Genomic DNA, 20384 nt, shown 5'->3' with positions numbered 1-20384 from the left:
CCACCTGATGAACCGCAGAGATTTCCTGATCCGCTCCACCGCCGTCGGCATGGTGGCGATGTTCGCCACCGCGGCCAGGGCCGCCCCGCACACGATCACCGACGACCGCGGCGTCGAAATCAAGCTTGCCGACGATGCCAAGAGGGTGGCTGCGATTTCCTATTTTGGTGCCGATGTCGCCCTGGCGCTCGGCGTCACCCCTGTAGCCACCACCTATATGGTCGAGGGCCGCAACCCCGACCATCTGCTCGACAAGCTCATCGACGTGGCCAAGATCGGCCAGCGTGCCAGCCCTAACCTCGAGCTCCTGGCCCAAGCCAAGCCCGACCTGATCGTCGCCATCAAGCGCTACACGGAGGCCAATGCCGCCAAGCTCGAGGAGATCGCGCCCTATCTGGCGGTTCGCCTCGAAACCTCGGAGGATTCCGAACGCGACCTTTTGCTGGTTGCCGAAGCGCTGGGCAAGAAGGTCGAGGGCGAAAAGCTCATCGCCGATTTCCATGCCGAGTTCGGCGCGCTGAAGGCCAAGGCGCCTAGGGATCGCGGCGTGAAGTACCTCTATTTCTACGGTTCGGGCGAAGCGCCCTGGACCTTCTACGAAGACGACGTCACCGCCTCGATCCTGACCGCGCTCGGCGGGGTCAACGTCGCCGGCAAGAACCCGACACCGGAGGTTCCCGACAACACCGCCTTCGAGATGAACCTCGAAGCCATGCTGGTTGCCGATCCCGACGTCATCATCGTCTACGACTACGGTCCGGACCGCCCGTTCGAGACCAACCCGATCTGGTCGTCGCTGCGCGCGGTCCAGCAAGGCAAGGTCCATTTCGTCGGCGATCACTGGATCGAATCGCACGGCCCCATCGCCCGCCGCGTCGTCATCAACGAGGCTGCGGCGATCCTCTATCCCGACACCTTCAAGGCCGAGACTCCGCGCGCCATTTCCGGCCGCATCCTCGCCTGAGCAATGAACTTGACGCGCGACATGGCGAAATCCTCCCCCCTGGCGCGCGTCATCACTGATGCGCGCCACATACTGGAGCTGGCGGTGCCCTTGGCGCTGACCCAGCTTGCCCAGGTGGCGATCTCGACCACCTCGATCATCGTGCTCGGCCTGCTCGGTTCGGCCGAGCTCGCCGCCGGCGGACTGGCCATCGGCCTGTTCAACCTGCTGCGCACGATGGGTGTCGGCCTTGCCGTCGGCACCGCCAACCTCGTCGCCGAGGAGTCCCGAAGCACTGGCGACGCAGACAAGATCGCCCGCTACGCCGCAACGAGCCTGCAGATCTCGACGCTCGCCGGCCTTGTCGCCATGGCGATCATGACCCAGGCCGAGCCGCTGCTTCTGCAGTTTGGGCAGGACGCCGATGTTGCGCGCCGCGCCGGCATCTACCTGCTGGCAACGTGCTGGGGCATTCTGCCCTGCCTGTGGTTCAACGCGTTGCGCAGCTACACCGTTGGCCTGCGCAAGCCGGGACCGGTGCTGGCAATCACCATCGCTTCCATTGCCTTCAACGCAATCCTCGCCTACGGCCTCGCCACCGGTCGCTTCGGCTTGCCGCAACTCGGCGCGCCAGGCGTGGCGTTCACGGCCGCTCTGGTTCACCTGGCAAGCTTCGCAGCGCTTTCGATGCATATGCTGCGTGCGCCTGCCTATGGAACCTCACGCCTCCTACCCGCCCTGCTGCGAATCGACCCTCAAGCCTGGAAACGCACCCTGGCTCTCGGCCTGCCGACATCGGCAGCCTATGGCTCCGAGGCCGCCTTCACCGTCGCCATCGCACTTCTGATGGGCACCTTCGGCCAGGCTGCCCTTGCCGCCCACAACATCGTCAACCAGATTATCTACATCGCCTTCATGCTGGCGGTCGGCCTGTCGCACGGGACATCTGTCGCCATCAGCGAGGCGCAAGGGCTCGGCCAAAACCAGCTGAAGCGCCGCTATGGCGCGACCGGCGTCGCCATCGGCCTCGCCCTGATGACCATCATCGGCGCCACCTACGTCCTGGCCCCACAGCTGGTGTTGTCCATCTTCGCCGTTGGCGCAGGGCCGGGCACGGCAGAGACAATGCGAATCGCTGCACAACTGCTAGCCATCGCCGCTCCCCTGCAGCTCTTCGACTGCGCGCAGAACATCGGCGTCGGCCTGATGCGCGGCCTTGGCCGCGCCAGGCTGACGCTCGGCCTGACCCTGATCGGTTACTGGCTGGTGGGTTTTCCGGTGGCCGTGGCGCTGTCCTACCCGTTCGGCCCGGTGGGCGTGTGGTGGGGTCTCTGCGCCGGCCTCGCCACAACCGCACTATTGATTCTGTCGAGCTTCGAGCACCTGACCCGCGTCTAGCGTTTCTGGCGACGACTCCGAAATTTGCTTGAGATCAGGCCTTTCGGCCATGCTTTGGGGACAAGCCCGCACTGACGCCTAGCAGGTTCACCACCCGCCAGAAACGACGAAGGCCGCGGTAAACCGCGGCCTTTTTCGTGGGATATTTGGACCGGGTGAAGCGATTCGAACGCTCGACCCCAACCTTGGCAAACAACAAATTACGCCGGCAAGGTATTCGATCAGAATATCGCAAACTTCAATCCACTGCCCTAGAGAACGGGTCCTCCCGGCATTCGTTGGATTGGTCAACCGTGAACGGGACGGCACTCTAATGAACCAACGCGAACCTCAACGAAACAGCGAAACGGTGACCGCGCGGTGACCGCACAACTTTTTCACAGCGCAGCCTTCACCAAATTCATCTGCGCACGATAGGTCAATTCCAGTCGCACCATGGCATTGACCATCGCCTCGATCATTGTAGGCCAGCGCGCCTTATCGAAAATGTCCCCAGGCATCTCAGCCTTGATTCTGCAGGCACGACGGTTATCAAGCCGCTCCCAACCCAATTTCGAGCCGAAGTCAGCTTCGAACTGCTCCTTCTTCTCAAACAAGAGGTCGAACACTCTTTTGTTGTCCGTCTTGTTGCCACGATCCAAGTAAAGTTCGGCGCGGCATGCGTCTCCAGTTACCACGAAATTCAACCCTATGCCGCGAATGCCCGTCCCTGCGGAGATCCAATTGGTTTGGGACGTAGTGATATTCCTGAAGAGTTCGGTTTTCTGATTGATCTGCGGGAGCAGTTGGGCCCAAAACTCCCGCCGCAACGTGTGCCTTGCATTTTGAGCTTCAGCCCCGACCACCTCGTCCTGCGCTTTAGCAGCAAGCCCAACCATAAACTCTTCAGCATCTCGCGTTGGGATGATCTGCTCGACAGCAAGGAAGAGCTGATCGTTTAGAGTGTAGGGCGTTGTCTTGAAGCACTGCAGCCGGACGTTGAAGTTCATCAGCCACAAGACAGTTGAAGTGACCTCTTTCCTGAAACGCGCCGCGACCAATATGATCCGCTGCGTAACGCCTTTGTTGAGGCTGAGCTCCTGAAACTCACCGACATCGAAAAACTCGCAAAGCTTGTCTTCCGCGGATTCGACGCCTGAACTTCGTGACAAGTATTCCTGGTAGATGCTTCGAATGTTCTCGCGCGACAGACTTGCGCAGTAAGAGGCATATTTGAGCGCCTGCCAGGTTACGTCGCGCCCCGCATCGTCCAGCTTGTTCTCAATGATGACTAACGAGCCTTGCTTGTCGAGCGCAAGGAGATCGAGTCTTTCATTGGTATCCGAAAAGCCTGCAAATTCCTTCTGGATAATTAGCAGTTCCTCGCCAAGCGCCTCGGGGTACTTTGCGATCCATTCTTGCAAATTCGCGCGTTCCTTGAAACCGAGTTCGGAAAACGTGCGCACATCCAATGGGACAATCTCATTCCTGGCTCTGTCAATTTGAAACATTGTTCAATCCTCCCCTTACCCAAGCCTATGCCAGAAAATGTAAGATTGGGTATCAAACACGCCGCGTATGCCATGAATAAGATGAGGCAAAGAATGTCGGCGAGCTACCGGGTTTGATCAGCGAAATGCAGATGCAAGTCCCAAGGTTTCTCGATAAATCAACCGAGCGCCGAGGGAGGAGATGAAGTTCAAAACGGTCTGGCGGTCGTTCGCCAGGCAGTGTTCGCCATTCTACATGATCTGACAATACCCAGAAGCATGGACGAGCAACAACCTTATTAGCAGCAGGCATATGCCTTGCGTGGGTGCAGCTCTAGGTTTGAGCGCACAGAACAAATTTACGGCATTTTCCACGACGCAGCGCCGGCCCCAAGTGCCTCCATGCCGCCAAAACGATGGCATTCTACATCAAGTTCGTCTGCTAGTGGCGAAGGAAGTCTGTTGTACTGGATATACCCCGACCCGCATGCCGCCTAGATACTTAGGGCTTATTCTCTTTGACTTGAACCATCTCGCAACTGATCGTTTTTGAACCGTAGCCCGAATCTTCCACCTTATATTGGCTCTGCCCGCAGTCTTCATACCCACCCAATGACATTCTTACCTGGTGAATATCTGAACCGTTGATGATCAGCCCAGCTACTGTGTTCGCATAGAGCGTGGGCCCTATCCAAATCGAAGCTCCAGTTGGATTAGACACAAAAGTCACACCATAGATGTCTGACGGTTTCAGGCCTAGACCGCTGTTGGCAAAGGCAACCGCAACATAATCAGAAAGCTGGGCTTGCAGACGACCATTATCAGGACCAACAAGGAAAAATCCTGTACTTGGCGGAGACTTTGGATTGTATTTTGCGATCACAGGGTTTTTTGAGGCCAAAGCAATGCCAACCCATTCGAAATCTTTGAACTCCACACTAACCGAATCTGACCCGATGGCAATTTTGCCACCGCCGTCCTTATCCTCGACAATCCAAAATTGCTTCGATTGAAGATCACTTCCTGTCAACGGCTTTTCAGCGTCGTAAAATCCTACAATTTGACCAATAAGTGAACCATCAGCGGCATAGGCAGGACGCGCGTCTGAAATCGTTATTCTACAGTTGAAAAACTTAGAAAGCGCATTAACGGCAGAACCGGGTTCGAAGGGAATGGGTTCTTTCAAAACTGCATTATCAATGTGCTTGTCAGTACAGGGCTGCTCTTGCGATGCCGCCGGCATCGCCCAGATCAAACACAACAGGTAAATACAGACCTTGACCGTGGTCATTTTTGCTGTCCTTCAATTTGGGCCGTTGCCGAGAGATTTGCGGGTTCTTCAGGGGGAGTGTCAGGTGCAGCCAAGGGAGCTTGTTGCTCCGGCGGAACGGTGGCCGCCTGCGTCGGCGTGGGCGTGCGAAGGACGATAGCTCGCACAACGATAAAGAAAGCGAAGACAGCGCTTAATGCCACCCATAATGCGTGGTTTCCGAACACCTCCCGATGCCACAGGATCGTGCTTCTAAGTGCTTGCTTATCTTTGAACTCGAACGCAGCATAAGAAAATGAACTTGCCCGCGTACCAAACGCGAAGAAAAACGAGACAAATGACGAAGCGATGAACGCAATGGCGCTAACGATGTCAATCATACGATGCAAATGGCTTTGAGTCATTGATAATGACACCCCGATCAATACAAACAACCCGATACTTATTGTTGTAAGCATCGATGTAATTTGGTCGATCATTGCCAGAATGTCTGAAATATCGACGGAACTTCCTGCGGAATTTAGTTCTGCCATGATTGGTGAGGGCGGCTGCCCAATGATGCCCGACCCCCAAAACATAACGACAACCAAAAGGAGCGCGAGAACAAAGGCAAACGCACCTGGAATTATGATCTCACGGCTCATCTCAAGACCTTTGTCTAATAGCTTGCGCTCATAGCTACCAGTACCAGATGTTAGGCAATCGAAATGTGCTTTATGAGAATTTGCTGCCGCGTCACCTAGCACTCAAATTAGCGCCGGCTAAGCGGATTTCCAATACGTGGGGCCGCTACGCTGCGCAAATACGTCGCCTTTCCGCAGCGGCGTAACCACACGGGCGCGGACCAACAGGACGCCGCAAATGCATAGTTTAACCGAGAACGCGTCGAATTGGCCGGGCGTTCCAATTGAGGCTGAAGTTGGGTTGCGGCCTCAGGACCGATTTCGGAACCCAAAAGGCTACCTGCTGGCACCCGATCTGGACACGTTTTACTGCAGTTTTCGTGTTTTGGCTCCAGCCGGCCCTGGCGTCTATTGCTGGCTCGTCGACGATGAGATCGTTTACGTCGGAAGAGCAAAGAGCCTCTACCATCGGTTAACGTTACAGTATGGGCGTGTTTCGCCGCGACATCCCTACAGCGGCGGCCAACTTCAGAAATGCCGTATCAACGCGCAAATTTGCGCCGCTGTTAGGGAAGGCAGAATAGTTACCGTGCAGTGGGAGGAGACCACGGATTACATCAGACGTGAACTTGAGCTGCTGTCTGAAGTTCGTCCTATTTGGAACCGACGTCTTTAAGAATGCCACCACCGCCATTCCATGTGTACGCAGTACGCTCTTTTCGCGCCTGCACACCATGCGCCACGCTGCGCATATACGTCGCTTTTCCGCAGCGGTGCAGCCACGCGGGCGCGCGACCCCTCCCCCATGCTAGCCGGAGACAAGGCCACGAGGTAACGTCACCACCGACACAGCGCCACAGTAGCTGATAAACCGTGGCGGCGGTGACGCGTGTGACGTCGGGCAGGCTGCTGGTGCCAGACCGTAGCGATATCTGTCGGCTTCGATGGGGTGCGCGTCCTTGCACCGTCAGACCTGGATGATGATCGCGTCCTTGGCATCGTTCGCAAGAAAGGTGCTTGGCTGCTTCGCAAGCAGGCGGCGTACCGCGAGCTTGGGGGACAGCCGGTTTCAAAGGAATTTGTGAGTGGCGAGACCTTTCACTATCTCGGCCGCCAGTATCGCTTGAAGCTCATCCCCGACGAAACCGCCATTGTGACCCGGATTGCCGCGAGAGGTTCAACGCTTGTTGCGCCGGTTCTGCCAAATGGACACGCATCCGTTCAGCGCGCTGCTGTCCGCAGCGGTCTTAGGCACTGGTATCGAGCCCATGCGATCCAGCATTTTCCTGCCCGCGCACGAATGATCGCAGAGACGCTTGGCATTCCGACACCGACCGTCAACGTAGTTGACCAGTCCAAGCGCTGGGGAAGTTGCGATGCGCGGGGACGCATCCGCCTGAACTGGCGCTTGGTCATGGCCCCGATGCCATTGGTCGACTACGTTATTGCTCATGAAGCTTGCCACGTTCTTGAGCACAATCATTCTCGGCAATTTTGGCGCTCGTTGGAAACGATCATGCCGGACTACACTGAGCGTTTGCGAAGATTGAACCGGCTTGGGCACCAATTTGTGTGGTGAATCTGCCAAGGTTCAAGGCTGCTGTTACGCCCGTAACCAGCTGGTAACCCTGATCTCGGTGGTGCTCTCCCCCACCATGCTTTCCGTCCCCCAGAAACGACGAAGGCCGCGGTGAAACCGCGGCCTTTTTCGTGGAGTAATTGGAGCGGGTGAAGCGATTCGAACGCTCGACCCCAACCTTGGCAAGGTTATAGACAGACTGCTCTACGGTATCCGACGATGTCCAGAAGCTCGGTAAGATATTGATCTACATTGACACTATCTTCAATCATTCGCTAGGGTACGCAAATATTCTCCCTCCCAGTGTTGACCAGGTGTTGACCAATCGGGAGCAAACTTAGGGGAAACAGGCCGGTGGCAAAACGTGTTGGCGTGGCTCTAACCAAGCGCATGGTGGACGCCGCTGAAAAAAGGGATAAGCGCTACTTTGTGTGGGACAGCGAGTTGGCCGGCTTTGGTCTGCGCGTTGAGGCCAGCGGCGCAAAAACTTTCATCGTCCGCTATCGCGCGGACGGCGGTGGCAGATCAGCCGCGCAGCGATTCGTGACCATCGGCCGATACGGCCCACTCACTCCAGAGCAGGCCCGGAAACAAGCGAGAGTTATCCTTGGAGGCGTCGCGACAGGCGAAGATCCCGCGGACGAACGCCGTGCTAAGCGCCGTGAAATGAAAATCAGTGACCTAGTCGATCGCTATGAGGGAGAGGGTTGCGTGATCCAACGCGGGAAGCGTCAAGGCCAATCCATGAAGCCTCTGACCAAGCAACTCACACTTGCCCGACTTCGCAATCACGTCGTCTCCCTGCTCGGGCACAGACGCGTCAGCGAATTGAATGCTGGCGACATCGAACGTTTCGTTCGTGATGTGACCGCAGGTAAAACGAGCCGGGACGAGAAGGTAGCTCCGCGCAAGCGCATCATTGTCCGTGGTGGTGAGGGCGCTGCTCGGAAAGTGGTCCGAGATCTATCGGCAGTCTTCAGCTTTGCTATCCGCAGCGAAATCGTCCAAAAGAACCCCTGTGAGACGGCCGCGGTGCGCAAGACCGACAATCAAAGAGTGCGCTTTCTCACGCTGGAGGAGGTTGCGCGGCTAGGTTCGGCGTTGGATCACCTTGAGGCCGACGGCGTGAACCCGAAGGCGGTCAACATAGCTCGCCTTTGGGCACTGACGGGCTGCCGACGCGAAGAAATCGCCGCCCTCAAATGGAGCGAGGTGAATTTGGTGGAAGGCCTCCTACAGCTCGATGACACCAAGACCGGCAAGTCCGTGCGGCCGCTTGGCGCCGCCGCAGTCGCGTTACTCGAAAGCCTCCCTGGAGAGGCGGACAACGATTTCGTGTTCCCTGCCGAGCGAGGCGACAGCTATTTTCAGGGCACCAAGCGCATATGGGCCAAGGCTATTAAGAAAGCCGATCTCCCCGGCGTAACCCCACATACGCTGAGGCATACGATTGGGTCCACAGCGATCTCAACCGGTGAAGCGTTGGCGCTGACGGGCGCAATTCTGGGTCACTCCAATCCGCGCTCGACGGCAATCTACGCTCATGTGCAGAACGATCCGTCCCGCCGAGCAGCCAATCGCGTCACGAAGAAGATCGCTGCTGCGCTCACAGGCAAGCAGTCTTCAATCGGCCAACGGACTCCCAAGTCGAAGACACAGCCAACCGACTTGCACAGGCTGGTTGCCAAGATCATTGATCGTTTAACGGCTGAGGGCATCGACGAGGCGCGGGTGCAGTCGATCATCGCAGACGCGATGGCGACTAGAGCGAAAGCGTGAGGCACTTTGCTGGCCAAGCCCTTGCAAATCTCGTCGACCTTCGCCAGTCAAATTCAGAACGGTCACCGTCTCGGGCTACACTTATGTTCTGTGGAGTCCTCTTGTTCTGTGGAGTTCTCTTGATGTTCAGCGATACGGCCCCGTTGACCTCCTAGCTGAGGCCGAACCTTCACATCTATACCTCTACCGCCAAAAAACCGGTCTAGGCCTTGGCGCCAACCCGCCTTGACCTTGACCGGCTCCGCCGTAAACCCACATGCAATGAAGCCACCCGGCGAATTGTCCGGGAGGCAGGGGGAGAGGGGAGCCTTACCGTCTAAGCCAGAAGAGCGGCCTCGTCCGGCAGTGGGCGCGCCGCGGTACGCGGCCGATCCAGCCGCCGACCAGCGCTACGAGAGCGCCTACCTGTTCGGCGCCATCTGCCCCGCGCGCGGAACAGCGGCCGCACCGGCGTTGCCCTTCGCCGACACCGACGCCATGCAGCGTCACGTCGACGAGATCGCCTTGAACGTCGCCAGGGGCGCCCACGCGGTGCGGCTTCTGGACCGCGCCAGATGGCACGCATCGCGAAAGCTCATCGCAAAGCCAACGACGATCAGGTCAATCGGAATGCGCACCTGTGCGCATGAGGATCACTCGTGAGGGCCGTTGGTATTATGGAGCCGAAGGTCGCTATCCTTAAGGGCGGCTATGGCAGGCGTGACCCGCTGCGTAGAAGCGCAGATTTAGGTATGCAGTGCCTTCGGCCTAATCCCAGCTGCTGCGGCCCAGGCTCAACCACATTGCCATCCAAATTCCGGCCGTTCCGTGTTAATGACCATGGAATGGGTGCACCGGGTTTTCGCGTATTTGCTGGTAGTGGGATCAGAACTTCGGCAGTGCCGCCGCCTTTGAAACAACCTCAGATGCAAACCGCTCGAAAAACTCACCGGCAAGCTTTTTAGATGTGGAATCAATTAGCCTTGATCCCAATTGCGCTAATTTGCCGCCAATGTCGGCCTTCGCCGTATAAATTAACATAGTGCCGCCTTCGGTATCCTTGAGATAAACATCAGCGCCGCCCTTTGCAAATCCTGCAACGCCGCCTTGACCTTCCCCCACTATACAATAACCCTCCATCGGAACGATATTGCTAAACGTAACCTTGCCCGAAAACGTTGCCTTGATTGGTCCAATTTTAAGTACAGATTTCGCTAACAAGGAGTAGTCTTCCTGCTTTTCAAGAAAAGTGCAGCCTGGTATGCAATCTTTCAAAATAACAATATCGTTCAAAGCATTCCAGACAACCTCTCGGGGAGCTGGGATAAGTTGTTCTCCGGTCATTTCCATTTCATTTACCTCAAATCATATTTAAATAGTTATTTATCGCGTTTCGTTTTCCGTAGACTGAGCTATCAATTGCCAAATTGCACAGGGGGTCAGTGGTAGGCGGGTTGGTTGAATGCCAAAAGACGACAACGCGTCCGCTACGGCATTTCCGATTACGGCTGCAACCGGCGCGATTGCATCTTCACCGACGCCCTTCACGCCCATGGGATTGCGTTCGGTACGGGTCAGATCAAGAGAAACAGCTCGTATGTTCGGATAGTCTGTCGAAGTTGGCAGCAGGTAGTCTGCCAGGGATCCAGTGAGGAACTGTGCATTTTCGTCGTAAGATAATTGTTCCAGAAAGACCCCTCCGAGACCTTGCACAATGGCTCCAATTTTCTGGCCATGGACAAGAAGTGGATTGATCATCTTTCCAACATCCTCAACGGCGACGTATTCGACGACCTCGACGTGTCCCGTTCGCGCATCTACTGCCACATGTGCTGCATGTGTGCCGTACCCATATGGCTTTTGCTTTGTGCCGAAAGTACCCTCGGCCTCTGCAATCTTCGGGAGCAGCCTGGCCAAATCTATTAGGGAAATCGGATCCTTGGCTGGGGCCGTAAAAATCTCATTTCGGTATTGAACGCTGTCAGCAGGGCACCCAAAGAACGCTGCAGCTTCAGCCTTCAACAATGATTTGAGCCTTGTCGCTGCATCCGTAAGTGCATTTCCACCCATGATTATCGAGCGCGAATGGAATGATCCAAACCCTTCATCCAGTAAGGTTGTGGACCCGTGATGTATACTCACACTCTCGATTGGCACTTCCATTGCATCGGCGCAGATCTGCGAGAAACCGGTTTCTATTCCTTGGCCAAGGGCAGACGAACCTATGAAAACAGATATGCGGCCACTTGTTTCGAGTCGAATTCGACAGTTTTCCTTTGGCCCCGCGCCGCTGCTGTCGATGAAACTGCCGAACCCTATCCCGTGATATCGTCCATCGACCTGTCTGCCCCGTAAGGCCTTCTTATCTTCCCATCCTATCTCTGACACGCATCGCCGAAGTACGGCGAGATGGTCGCCATGGTCGTACGAAGCATCCTGCTCGTAGGGGACCAGCTTTCCCGTCGAGTATGGCAGTTGATTCGGTCGCAACAAATTCCGAAGCCGGAAAGAGATTGGATCGATTCCCAAATCTCGTGCTGCGATATCAAACAGCCGTTCTCGCGCGAAACAGGACTCGAAACGGCCGGGACCTCGGTAGCTACCCGACGGTGTCTTGTTGGTCACTACCGAAAGAACATCAATGCTCAACGCGGGAATGTCATAGGGGCCAGGCATAAACTGGGCAGCTCGAGATGCGAGGATCCCGCCGGTTGTCCCTACATAGGCCCCTAGATCAGCAACGACTTGCCCTCGGAGACCGAGCACCTTGCCTTGTGCGTTACAGGCGACTTCGAGCTCACATTCAAGCTCACGTGAATGGTTCGTCGCCATCAAATGTTCGCGCCTATCCTCGGACCATTTTATGGGCCTTTGTAGGTGACGTGCCGTGAAGGGTATCAAAAAGTCTTCTGGGTAGAATTCGCCGCGAACGCCGAAACCACCACCGACGTCTAGCTCGATCAGATCCACGCTCTTTTCGGGAAGTCCCAGCATTCCGGCGAGAACATGACGATTGAAGAACGGCACCTTTGCCGCGCCCCAAACCGACATGTGTCCGTTACTTTCATCCCATTCCGCGACAAGGCCGCGCATCTCCATGGGAACTGCAGTATGTCGTTGTACGTAGAACGTTTCCTTTCGTTTGTAGGCTGCATCGGCAAAAATGTCGGCGGCGTCGCCGCGGCTAATATTGTATTGGAATGTGACGTTTGTGCCCAATTCATCGTGCATCAACGCCTGGGCACGAAGACTGTCTTGTGACGATGCAATCGGCGACAACTCGTCAATCTCGATCTGGATCAGTTCTGCCGCGTCTTCAGCGACAGCCTGGCTCTCGGCAACGACCACCGCAATTGGTTCGCCCACATACCGAACTCTATCTTTGGCGATAACCGGTTGTTTAAAGGGGGTCGCCTCTTCAAACGCAGCGATGCGGAAAGGAATGCGAGGAATTTCGGATCCGATGTCCTTGGCGCTCAAGACTGCATGCACGCCATCAAGTTCTAGGGCAGCGGAGGCATCTACAGACAACAGCCGTCCGTGCGCAATATGGCTGCGTATGATCACGGCAAAGGCCATGTTCGGCCTGTGAAAATCATCGACAAAGGTGCCGTTCCCTGTCAGCAGGCGGAAGTCTTCGACACGTGGCAGCGGCTGGCCGACATACCGGCTATTCTTCAATTGCATAGCGATCTCGGCTGGCTGCAGACAAGCGGTCTCGTGCATTTGCGATGGCCGTCACGATTGGAATGTACCCGGTACAACGACAAATATGTCCAGAGAGGACCTCACGAATCCGATCGTTGCTGGCCTCGGGCTCAGTATTCAAGAGCGCCTGCGCACTCATGAGGATGCCTGGAGTGCAAAATCCGCATTGTAGGGCGTGATTGGTCCGGAATTCTTCCTGGACAACCGAAAGGCAGTTGTCCTCTGCCAAGCTCTCGACGGTTTCGACATGCCGATTTTCAGCTTGCACTGCGAGTATCAGACACGACCGAACGGCTTCGCCATCCATCATCACGGTGCATGCTCCGCAGACGCCGTGTTCGCAACCGATATGGGTGCCGGTAAACGAAAGATCATGGCGGAGGCAGTCAGCGAGACTCCTACGCGGTTCGACGGACACGCAAACGTCTCTTCCGTTGACGTTCAGGGTGACGTCAATTGACTGCGTCAACGGACTTCTCCTCGCTTGCAAAAGGCATCGTTAAGAGCACGTTCAACAAGGACTCCCAAAAGTGCGCGTCGATAATCCGATGAGGCCTGGAGGTCCGACGGGGGATCGATCGTGTCTAATTTGGAAGCCGCATCGCCAACCGCTGCAAACGTGGTGGGATCCGGCAACGCCCCATCCAACATCGTTTGCACAGGCGCGAGAGTGACCGGACGATCATCTATCCCAAATGCCACAACTCGTGGCGCGTCGATTCGGCCATCCTTGAGCTCAAAATGCAGCGCAACACCGGAAATCGCAAAATCTCCGCTGCGTCGAGCAAACTCCTTGAAGGACCAGCACCTGTTTTTGGGCCAACTCGGAAGATGGACAGCGGTAATCATCTCGTCTTCCATCAGGTCGGTCGTCAGCATTCCGTGAAAAAAATCGTCGGCAGGGATTAGTCTTGACCCTTTGATTCCTTGGACTTGGATCTGGCCCTCGTGAATGAGGATGAGGGCGGGGAATTCGGCCGCAGGATCCGCGTGTGCCAAGCTGCCCCCAATCGTTCCGCGGTTACGAATTTGATAATGGGCAATGTGCTCCACGCCGGCGACCAACAAAGGGTAGCTACGACGAAGTTTGAGATCCCTCTCGATGTCGACCCAGCGTAATCTGCTCCCCATGGTAAGGCCGCGCTCGCTGAATTTTGCGGCGGTCAAATCTGGTATGTCACAAATATCGATCAATGCAGCCGGAGCCAGAAGGCGAAAGGCCAGCATCGGCAAAAGGCTTTGCCCACCGGCGATGATCTTGGCTTCACCGCGGTAAGCCTCAAGCAGCTTTACAGCAGATTGTATCGTATCGGGCCGGTGATACTGAAACGGGGCAGGCTTCACTCTTTTGACCTTTCGAAGGTCGCGTCCGGTTAACGCCCGCGCTTACGTCGCTAAGCATCAACTTAACACGAAAGCGGTCAGCTCAGGAGCCTTTGCCAAGACCTTGGCATTGGGCCTCCTGAGCCCAGCGACGCTTCGCTACTTTTGCAGCAGTGCGTTGGTATAGAATGCGGAAAGAGGTTTCTGTGCAGCCGGGCTTCCCTCATCAAGGAGCTTCAGGGCGTCGACAATCGACTTCTCGTCGACCCAGCCGACTGGGTTTTCGCCGGAGGCGGGAATGGAAGCAGACGTTTCATCAATCTGCTTGAGAACAACCTCGTCAGCAGGACCATTCGGCCAAACCGCCTTCAACGCAGCCACGGCGGCGTGGGGATCGGTTCGCGTGTCTTTGATTGCGGTTGCGGTCGACGAAAGGAATTTCTTGAGAAGATCCGATTTCTTGGAGATCCCGTCGTCGCTTGCCACTACCGCCATGCCCGGAACTATCAGGCCATACTTAACCTGGTCCAGGACCGAGTATGACGTGCCAGTTTTTGCTTCCAGGATGGGGAGATCGTTGGTCTTATATGCTGCAATAACGTCGATCTGGTTGCTCAGGAACTGAGAGACACGCGCCTGGACGTCGATCTGCACCTTCTTGATTTTGCTACAATCAACGTTGTTAATTTCGCAAAAAACCCCGAGGTAGGTCGTTCCCGTTTCACCCACGGGGGCGGCAATTGTCTTGCCCTCAAGGTCCTTGGGGGAATTGAGCGGACGATCTGGGTGCGATACTAAAACAGTTGGAGCGGCAGGCTGGTAAAGGGCTACGATCTTGATCGGCATGCCCTTCTGAATCGCGGAAATTGCAAATATGCCCGGAAGGACAGCTAGGTCGTCCTGGCCTTGAAGAAGCGATCCGAGTGCTGCCTGGGAGCTCGCACCTTCGCCAAAGCTGGTCGAAAGACCGGCTTGAGAATATACGCCTTTTTCCTGGCCCAGATAGAAGAAGCCGTATTCGCCCTTCAGTTTGTAGCTGAAGCGGATGTTCACCTCGTCGGCCGCGAAAGATTGGCCTGAACTGAACATGGCATTGAGCCCAATGATTCCGACCGCAATGCGATTGATTAGTCGAGTGCCTTTCGACATGTCACCTACTCCCCTTTGATATTCCCAACCGTGAATTGTCTGTTGCAGTTCCTAGAACAGGGTTGCCGTTATGATTTTGATCCCTATTCTTGATCTCAGTATGTGATCACACTTTGGGCATGTCAAGAGAGAATGCTTCCCCATGGTCAGCATCACATGCCCCGCTCTATCGGGAAGCGCATCAACAACAAGATTGGGACATCCGTGGAGTGAACCCTCGGCCTGGACCACGGGGACACGGAAGAACTGATACGCTCTGTGGGCCTCAATCGGTGAAGGCTCATGAAGTCTCGAGGACCATATCGACGGCACTCAACGCCGTTCAAGCTGCAGCTTTGCCACGACATCCGAAACGGCGTCACCGGGCGACGTGATGCGCAACGCACGTACGGCGTCTCGGCGAACCTCATCCAGTTGTGGCTGACACGTAGCTGGCCGGCCTTGCGTTCCAGTGCCGCAATCTGCGCCTCGTACTCAGCGATGACGCTTGCCTCGGCCTCTTCCTCATCAAGCTCGCCGCGATCGAACTGATGGAGCTGGACCTGGTGGAGCGCACCCCGTTTTGACCGGACATTCGGCATAGCCGATAAGGCATAGGCATACGCCTATGAGTACGACTATGTCCAAAGCCTCTGATACCCCGTTCAGCCAGGTCGAAGTCATCACCTCAGTGGAGCGCCGCCGCCGCTGGTCGGTGGCCGAGAAGGTCAGGCTGGTTGAAGAAGCCATGCAGCCTGGCATGAGCGTTTCCTATGTTGCCCGGCGTGCGGGCATTTCTCCCTCCCAGCTCTTTGCCTGGAAGCGCCCATGCTCGAAGGCGGTCATGCCGCTGTGGAAGCTGATGAAGATGTGGTGGCTGCCTCCAGGGTTCGCGAATTGGAGAAGCGCGTCCGCGATCTCGAGCGGATGCTCGGCCGCAAAACCATGGAGAACGAAATCCTCAAGGAAGCCATCGAGGTCGCTCGCCCAAAAAAACACACCTTGCCCTTGGTGTCCTGGAACGATCCCGAGGACGGTTCCCGATGAGCGCCGTTGCCAGAACCTGGGCATCGCCCGTTCCAACCTGATCGAGCGCGCGGCTTCGCCCGTTGTCCCGCGTGGTCCCTATCGCAAGCCTGGGGATGCCGAGCTTCTGTCCGAGATCAGACCGATCATCGACAAGCGCCCAACCTATGGCTATCGCCGCGTCACCGCACTGATCAACCGGCAACGTCGGCTCAATAGCAAGCCGAAGGTCAACGCCAAGCGGGTGTTGCGGGTCATGCGCCAACATCACCTGACGCTGCAACGCTATACGGCCCAACGTCCGGGCCGGACCCATGACGGCGTCGTCGTGGCCTTGCGTTCCAACGTACGCTGGTACTCGGATCATCTGGAAATCCGCGCTCGCAATGGCCAGGTGGTCAGGGTGCTCTTTGTCATCGATGCCTGCGACCGTGAAATCATTGGCTGGTCGGCGGTGGCCAATGCCGGGATCTCCGCCGAAATGGTGTGCGATTTGATGATTACATCGGTCGAGCGTCGCTTCGGCAGCACCAGAACTGCGCATCGAGTGGAATGGCTTTCCGATAATGGCAGTGCCTATATCGCGCGTCAGACGGCTCAAACAGCTGCTGCCCTCGGGCTGACCCTGCTCTTTACCCCAGTCCGCAGTCCACAGAGCAACGGCATGTCCGAGGCCTTCGTCAAAACCCTCAAACGCGATTATGCATCGACCCACATTCTACCCGACACGGACACCATCCTGGCCTTGCTGCCAGATTGGTTCGAAGACTACTGTGAAGCCCACCCGCACTCAGGACTGAACTTCAAATCACCGCGCGAGTTCATCCGCCTCAGTGCTTAAACCCAACCGCCGACTGTCCGGCGAAACGGGGTCCACTCCACCTGGTTAAAAAAACACCGCGCCAGCCGATCGCCGGCGGCAACGAGTAATCCTCCATCGTCACCGGCCCGCGGCCTGCTCCGTCAGACGGGGGTGCAAAGTGATCGACCTCCCGAGGAGCACGTTCTACTACCAATCCAAGGCACCGACTTTAAAGCTCGACGACGCCGAGTTCGCTGCTCTTATCGAGGACATCCAGGAGGAGTTGCCCTGTTATGGATATCGCCGTGTAACGCATGAGCTTCACCGACGGGTCGGCGAATGCTCCAGCGACAGCCACCAAGCTCCAGTTGTTGGTGTGGAAGGTGGATAGCAGTGGCTAAGTGGAACAGCTCCTGCCAAGCAGAACACGGCCTGAGACTTGCCCGCTTTCGGTTGTACTGATTTAGGTTTTCCCTACTGGCTGCGGAACTTCGTCCAGCAATCTCCTCGACCACTCAAACCTCGTCCATTCCCATTCTTCACGCGGCTCGATTGCAACCAGGGTTTCGGGTTCGCAAACGGGGGCACAAGGCCAACCTGGGAGCGCTGCCAACCATCTGTCGTCATAGACCGTGTTGGCATGACGATGTCCTTCGTCGGGCATGATGACCGCGACGACTGAATCCGGATTGGTTCGGCCGATCCATTCGCCGACGAGAGCCGCAGCTCCGCTCGTCGGCCCCATGAAAATCCCTTGGTTGCGAAAGAGCGAATGGGCGGAATGATAGGCGGCAAAGGCACCAACCCAGTGGACTTCGTCGACCAGATGATGCCGGACATTTGCCGGAAGGACGCTATTGCCTAGCCCGCGCAGCATTCGCTTGCCCAAGGGCTGCCCGAAAAGCACGCTACGATGGGTGTCGACAGCGGCAATCTTCAGATGCGGATAAACCTGGCGCAGGAAAGTGCCGGTCCCGCACAGCGAGCCGCCGGTGCCAATGCAACCGACAAGCCAATCAACCTGGCCCATCGAACGAACGAACAGTTCGGCGAGGCGGGCATAGGATTGCCAGTTACCCGGACTGTCGTACTGGCGTGTCCAGAAAGTGTGCGGCTCATTCTCCATAACCGCCCTGAGATGCGCCAATCTTCCAGTCTGGTTCCCGTCGCCCCGCTCGTCCGCAAGTGCGACGACCTTTGCACCCAATCGTTCCAGCCTTTCCTGATAAGCTTGGTCGATCAAGGTGGCCGCGGTCACCAAAGTGAGATGGAATCCACGCGCTGCAGCTAGGAGGGCTACGGCCATACCGAACGTGCCCGAGGTTGTCTCGACAATGTGGGCGCCGGCCTTCAGCTCTCCCGACTTCTCGGCCTGATCGAGGATGAAGCGAGCTGGCATCAGCTTCATCAAGGGGAACGCCGCCGCAACGACGTTTGGGCCGAGCCGAGCAAGACGCGGTGTTTCCAGCGCCCTGAAATAGTCCACGTCAAAGGACATGAGTGCCCTCCTCCACGTTGATTGGGAAGATGCCGATGTCCTGGAATCCGCGGTTCTCCAATGCTGAGATGATCGTATGAATACTCTCGCGACTGGCTGATTGGGCATCGAGCATAAGCCCGAAAAGGGATCCGCTATGCGCCACCTGGATCCCGCAAGCATGATGGTGAGCTGCGATATCGACGACGACGTCGAAATATGGCTTGGGGAGGTGTCGCTGGCTGATACGAGCACTCATTGTCGCCGCCTGGCCAAGCAGGTGCGCATTCTGATAGCGGACGGAGCGTGCAACCATTCCTCGAAGAACGCGGAAGAGCTGGATTTCCTCGGGACTGTACCGTGCCGGAACCAGTTCGAGCGTATCGACCCCAGCAGTAGCGTCTCCCTTGAAACCCACGAGGACAAATGGCGGCAACGAACCGCCGAAGTGCTCCAGGACAACTCCTTCCCGTTGCGCGAAGAGAAGGGCTTCAGTTTCAAACGCGATTGCATCCGACGCGGTTTCGGCAGCGACCGCCAAGCGGCTACTGACGCCAGGCACCAGTCTCGTACCCACGGCCGCCGCTACCGCGCGGATGGACGCAATCACATCGGCGGTGGACGAGCCGTAGCCATGCCCCATCGGGATATCGCTTTGAATAGTGAGGCGGCCACCCAGTTCTGGATACCCCAGGTGCTCCGCCGCCAATTTCGCTGCGCGTAACGCCTTGACTCGGCCTCGTGGCTCGACGCTGAGATGCCCACCCTCCTCAAGCACAAGATTTGCCGTGGATCGGAGTCTGTCCAAAGGAAGTGTTACCAGACCACGGTGGAGGCAACCTCGATCATCCTCGAACACCCCTTGAAGAAGCTCGCCGTGATGCGCGATCGCATGCCCATCGGCCAGCGTTCCCAGCCCCAATCGGCGATCGACGGCGGCGTCTGCCATAGCCCTGTCTCCGAACAACCACACTCTGTTCGAATGATGGGACTGCTGCTCCGGTACGTCACTTCCAGGATACTGGTATTGACTTTGAAAACTGCGGCCTTACGCCGGGACTCTCAGTTGGCCTTGCTGATGCCAGGCTGACCATTCGTCGGAGGCGATCAGTCCCGGTTCCTCCTACGTGGCGCTATGCTGAACCTCCTTAGGTCGCCTTGCTAACCGATCGAAGTGGCCGCGAATTTGCTCCGACATCATCCCGGCATTGTTGTCCTATCAGACGTGCCAATGTCTTCGCTTTATGCGCTGCTTCCTTTTGCGCCGGCACTGTACAGCCGTACCGGCCGTTGGTCCTCCAATCCGCGACGCTTCGCGGACTGGGATGTCCGTCCGTTTAGGGCCTGAAGCGGTCCGTCCGCTTTCGGGAAAGAACGGCGACAAGCGGCCGATCCGTCGACGAAGGTGTACGAGCTCACCCAACAATTCACGGCCAAAAGGAAAGGCTGAGTAGTCTTGCTCCTCCGTTCCAAGATGCAGGTGTCATGCCTGAGTTCTACGCGTCGATTTTCCCGCACCCGTTCCCGAGCGGTTTGGCGATCCTGTGTCGGATGAAGGAGAGCCGCGACAGCAAGTCCCTAGTGCCCGCCGGCCTTGCTAATGGGCAAATGGTGGAGGGGCTAGCGGTCAGTCTGCAAAGCTCAACCCTAGCTGTAAACAAACGCACGCTCCATTCATCGGCTTAACTGCCTGAGTGGGTCTTCGCGGCGATTCGGCCCTAAGCATATGTTTTAGCGCAAAAAATTCGTACGCGATTGCGCGCCCAAGCGCGGTTGTACCCGCAATTCACAGTCTGGCTAACATATTGATATATATGAATAAACTGGCATATTTGGACCGAAACCAGAACAAAGCGCCTGTGAACACGCGGTATGTGTCC

14 protein-coding genes and 2 pseudogenes are annotated in these 20384 nt (G+C 56.8%); 6 read left to right on the top strand and 10 right to left on the bottom strand.

The window, feature by feature from the left end:
• The first annotated feature begins 7 nt into the window (after positions 1-7).
• Entirely contained in the window at positions 8-964 is a 957-nt protein-coding gene (locus tag ACSQ3E_RS17460; RefSeq protein ID WP_436123674.1) for an ABC transporter substrate-binding protein, read from the top strand.
• Between the two features lie 3 nt (positions 965-967).
• Positions 968-2341: an MATE family efflux transporter gene (locus tag ACSQ3E_RS17455; RefSeq protein ID WP_436123673.1), complete on the top strand. Its 1374-nt coding sequence runs from the start codon at positions 968-970 to the stop codon at positions 2339-2341.
• Between the two features lie 377 nt (positions 2342-2718).
• Here the strand turns inward: ACSQ3E_RS17455 and ACSQ3E_RS17450 are convergent, their stop codons facing one another.
• The 3 genes from ACSQ3E_RS17450 to ACSQ3E_RS17440 form a co-directional block, all read right to left on the bottom strand.
• Positions 2719-3831, bottom strand: a complete 1113-nt coding sequence (locus ACSQ3E_RS17450) for a DUF4268 domain-containing protein (RefSeq protein ID WP_436123672.1) — start codon at positions 3829-3831, stop codon at positions 2719-2721.
• 481 nt (positions 3832-4312) lie between these two features.
• Positions 4313-5101: a hypothetical protein gene (locus tag ACSQ3E_RS17445; protein WP_436123671.1), complete on the bottom strand. Its 789-nt coding sequence runs from the start codon at positions 5099-5101 to the stop codon at positions 4313-4315.
• Entirely contained in the window at positions 5098-5724 is a 627-nt protein-coding gene (locus tag ACSQ3E_RS17440) for a hypothetical protein (protein WP_436123670.1), read from the bottom strand. Before ACSQ3E_RS17440 ends, ACSQ3E_RS17445 begins: the two co-directional genes overlap by 4 nt.
• A gap of 895 nt (positions 5725-6619) precedes the next feature.
• On the opposite strand from ACSQ3E_RS17440, the pseudogene ACSQ3E_RS17435 reads away from it, so the two are divergent.
• From ACSQ3E_RS17435 to ACSQ3E_RS17425, 3 genes and pseudogenes are all read left to right on the top strand, one after another.
• A pseudogene (locus tag ACSQ3E_RS17435) lies at positions 6620-7282 on the top strand (YgjP family zinc-dependent metalloprotease); the annotation flags it as partial.
• Between the two features lie 354 nt (positions 7283-7636).
• Positions 7637-9061 (top strand): tyrosine-type recombinase/integrase, encoded by a 1425-nt coding sequence (locus ACSQ3E_RS17430; RefSeq protein ID WP_310326567.1) that lies wholly within the window; start codon positions 7637-7639, stop codon positions 9059-9061.
• 313 nt (positions 9062-9374) lie between these two features.
• Positions 9375-9637, top strand: a pseudogene (locus ACSQ3E_RS17425) (IS630 family transposase); the annotation flags it as partial.
• Positions 9638-9925: 288 nt separating this feature from the next.
• Here ACSQ3E_RS17425 and ACSQ3E_RS17420 read toward each other — a convergent pair.
• The 5 genes from ACSQ3E_RS17420 to ACSQ3E_RS17400 form a co-directional block, all read right to left on the bottom strand.
• Entirely contained in the window at positions 9926-10384 is a 459-nt protein-coding gene (locus ACSQ3E_RS17420; RefSeq protein ID WP_436123669.1) for an SRPBCC family protein, read from the bottom strand.
• Positions 10385-10423: 39 nt separating this feature from the next.
• Positions 10424-12727 (bottom strand): xanthine dehydrogenase family protein molybdopterin-binding subunit, encoded by a 2304-nt coding sequence (locus tag ACSQ3E_RS17415; RefSeq protein WP_310326574.1) that lies wholly within the window; start codon positions 12725-12727, stop codon positions 10424-10426.
• The gene (locus ACSQ3E_RS17410) at positions 12711-13166 is read right to left on the bottom strand and encodes a (2Fe-2S)-binding protein (protein ID WP_436123885.1); all 456 of its coding nucleotides are present in this window, start codon (positions 13164-13166) and stop codon (positions 12711-12713) included. Before ACSQ3E_RS17410 ends, ACSQ3E_RS17415 begins: the two co-directional genes overlap by 17 nt.
• Before the next feature lie 47 nt (positions 13167-13213).
• Complete coding sequence (locus ACSQ3E_RS17405; RefSeq protein WP_310326580.1) at positions 13214-14092, bottom strand: FAD binding domain-containing protein; 879 nt, start codon at positions 14090-14092, stop codon at positions 13214-13216.
• A gap of 138 nt (positions 14093-14230) precedes the next feature.
• Entirely contained in the window at positions 14231-15220 is a 990-nt protein-coding gene (locus ACSQ3E_RS17400) for an ABC transporter substrate-binding protein (RefSeq protein ID WP_310326582.1), read from the bottom strand.
• Between the two features lie 619 nt (positions 15221-15839).
• Between ACSQ3E_RS17400 and ACSQ3E_RS17395 the strand changes: the two genes are divergently transcribed.
• A complete protein-coding gene (locus ACSQ3E_RS17395; RefSeq protein ID WP_310326585.1) occupies positions 15840-17066 on the top strand; it encodes an IS3 family transposase in 1227 nt (408 codons plus the stop codon).
• 424 nt (positions 17067-17490) lie between these two features.
• Here ACSQ3E_RS17395 and ACSQ3E_RS17390 read toward each other — a convergent pair whose 3' ends face one another.
• Together ACSQ3E_RS17390 and ACSQ3E_RS17385 are read right to left on the bottom strand one after the other, a co-directional pair.
• Complete coding sequence (locus ACSQ3E_RS17390) at positions 17491-18525, bottom strand: PLP-dependent cysteine synthase family protein (RefSeq protein WP_436123668.1); 1035 nt, start codon at positions 18523-18525, stop codon at positions 17491-17493.
• A complete protein-coding gene (locus tag ACSQ3E_RS17385) occupies positions 18515-19453 on the bottom strand; it encodes a GHMP family kinase ATP-binding protein (RefSeq protein WP_436123667.1) in 939 nt (312 codons plus the stop codon). The genes ACSQ3E_RS17390 and ACSQ3E_RS17385 overlap by 11 nt, the downstream gene beginning before the upstream one ends.
• Positions 19454-20384: the final 931 nt, after the last annotated feature.

Source organism: Aminobacter sp. LjRoot7, from assembly GCF_964252895.1.
GTDB lineage: Bacteria > Pseudomonadota > Alphaproteobacteria > Rhizobiales > Rhizobiaceae > Aminobacter > Aminobacter aminovorans_B.
The sequence above is the reverse complement of the archived record's forward strand: the minus strand, read 5'-3'. Positions and strand labels throughout refer to the sequence as shown.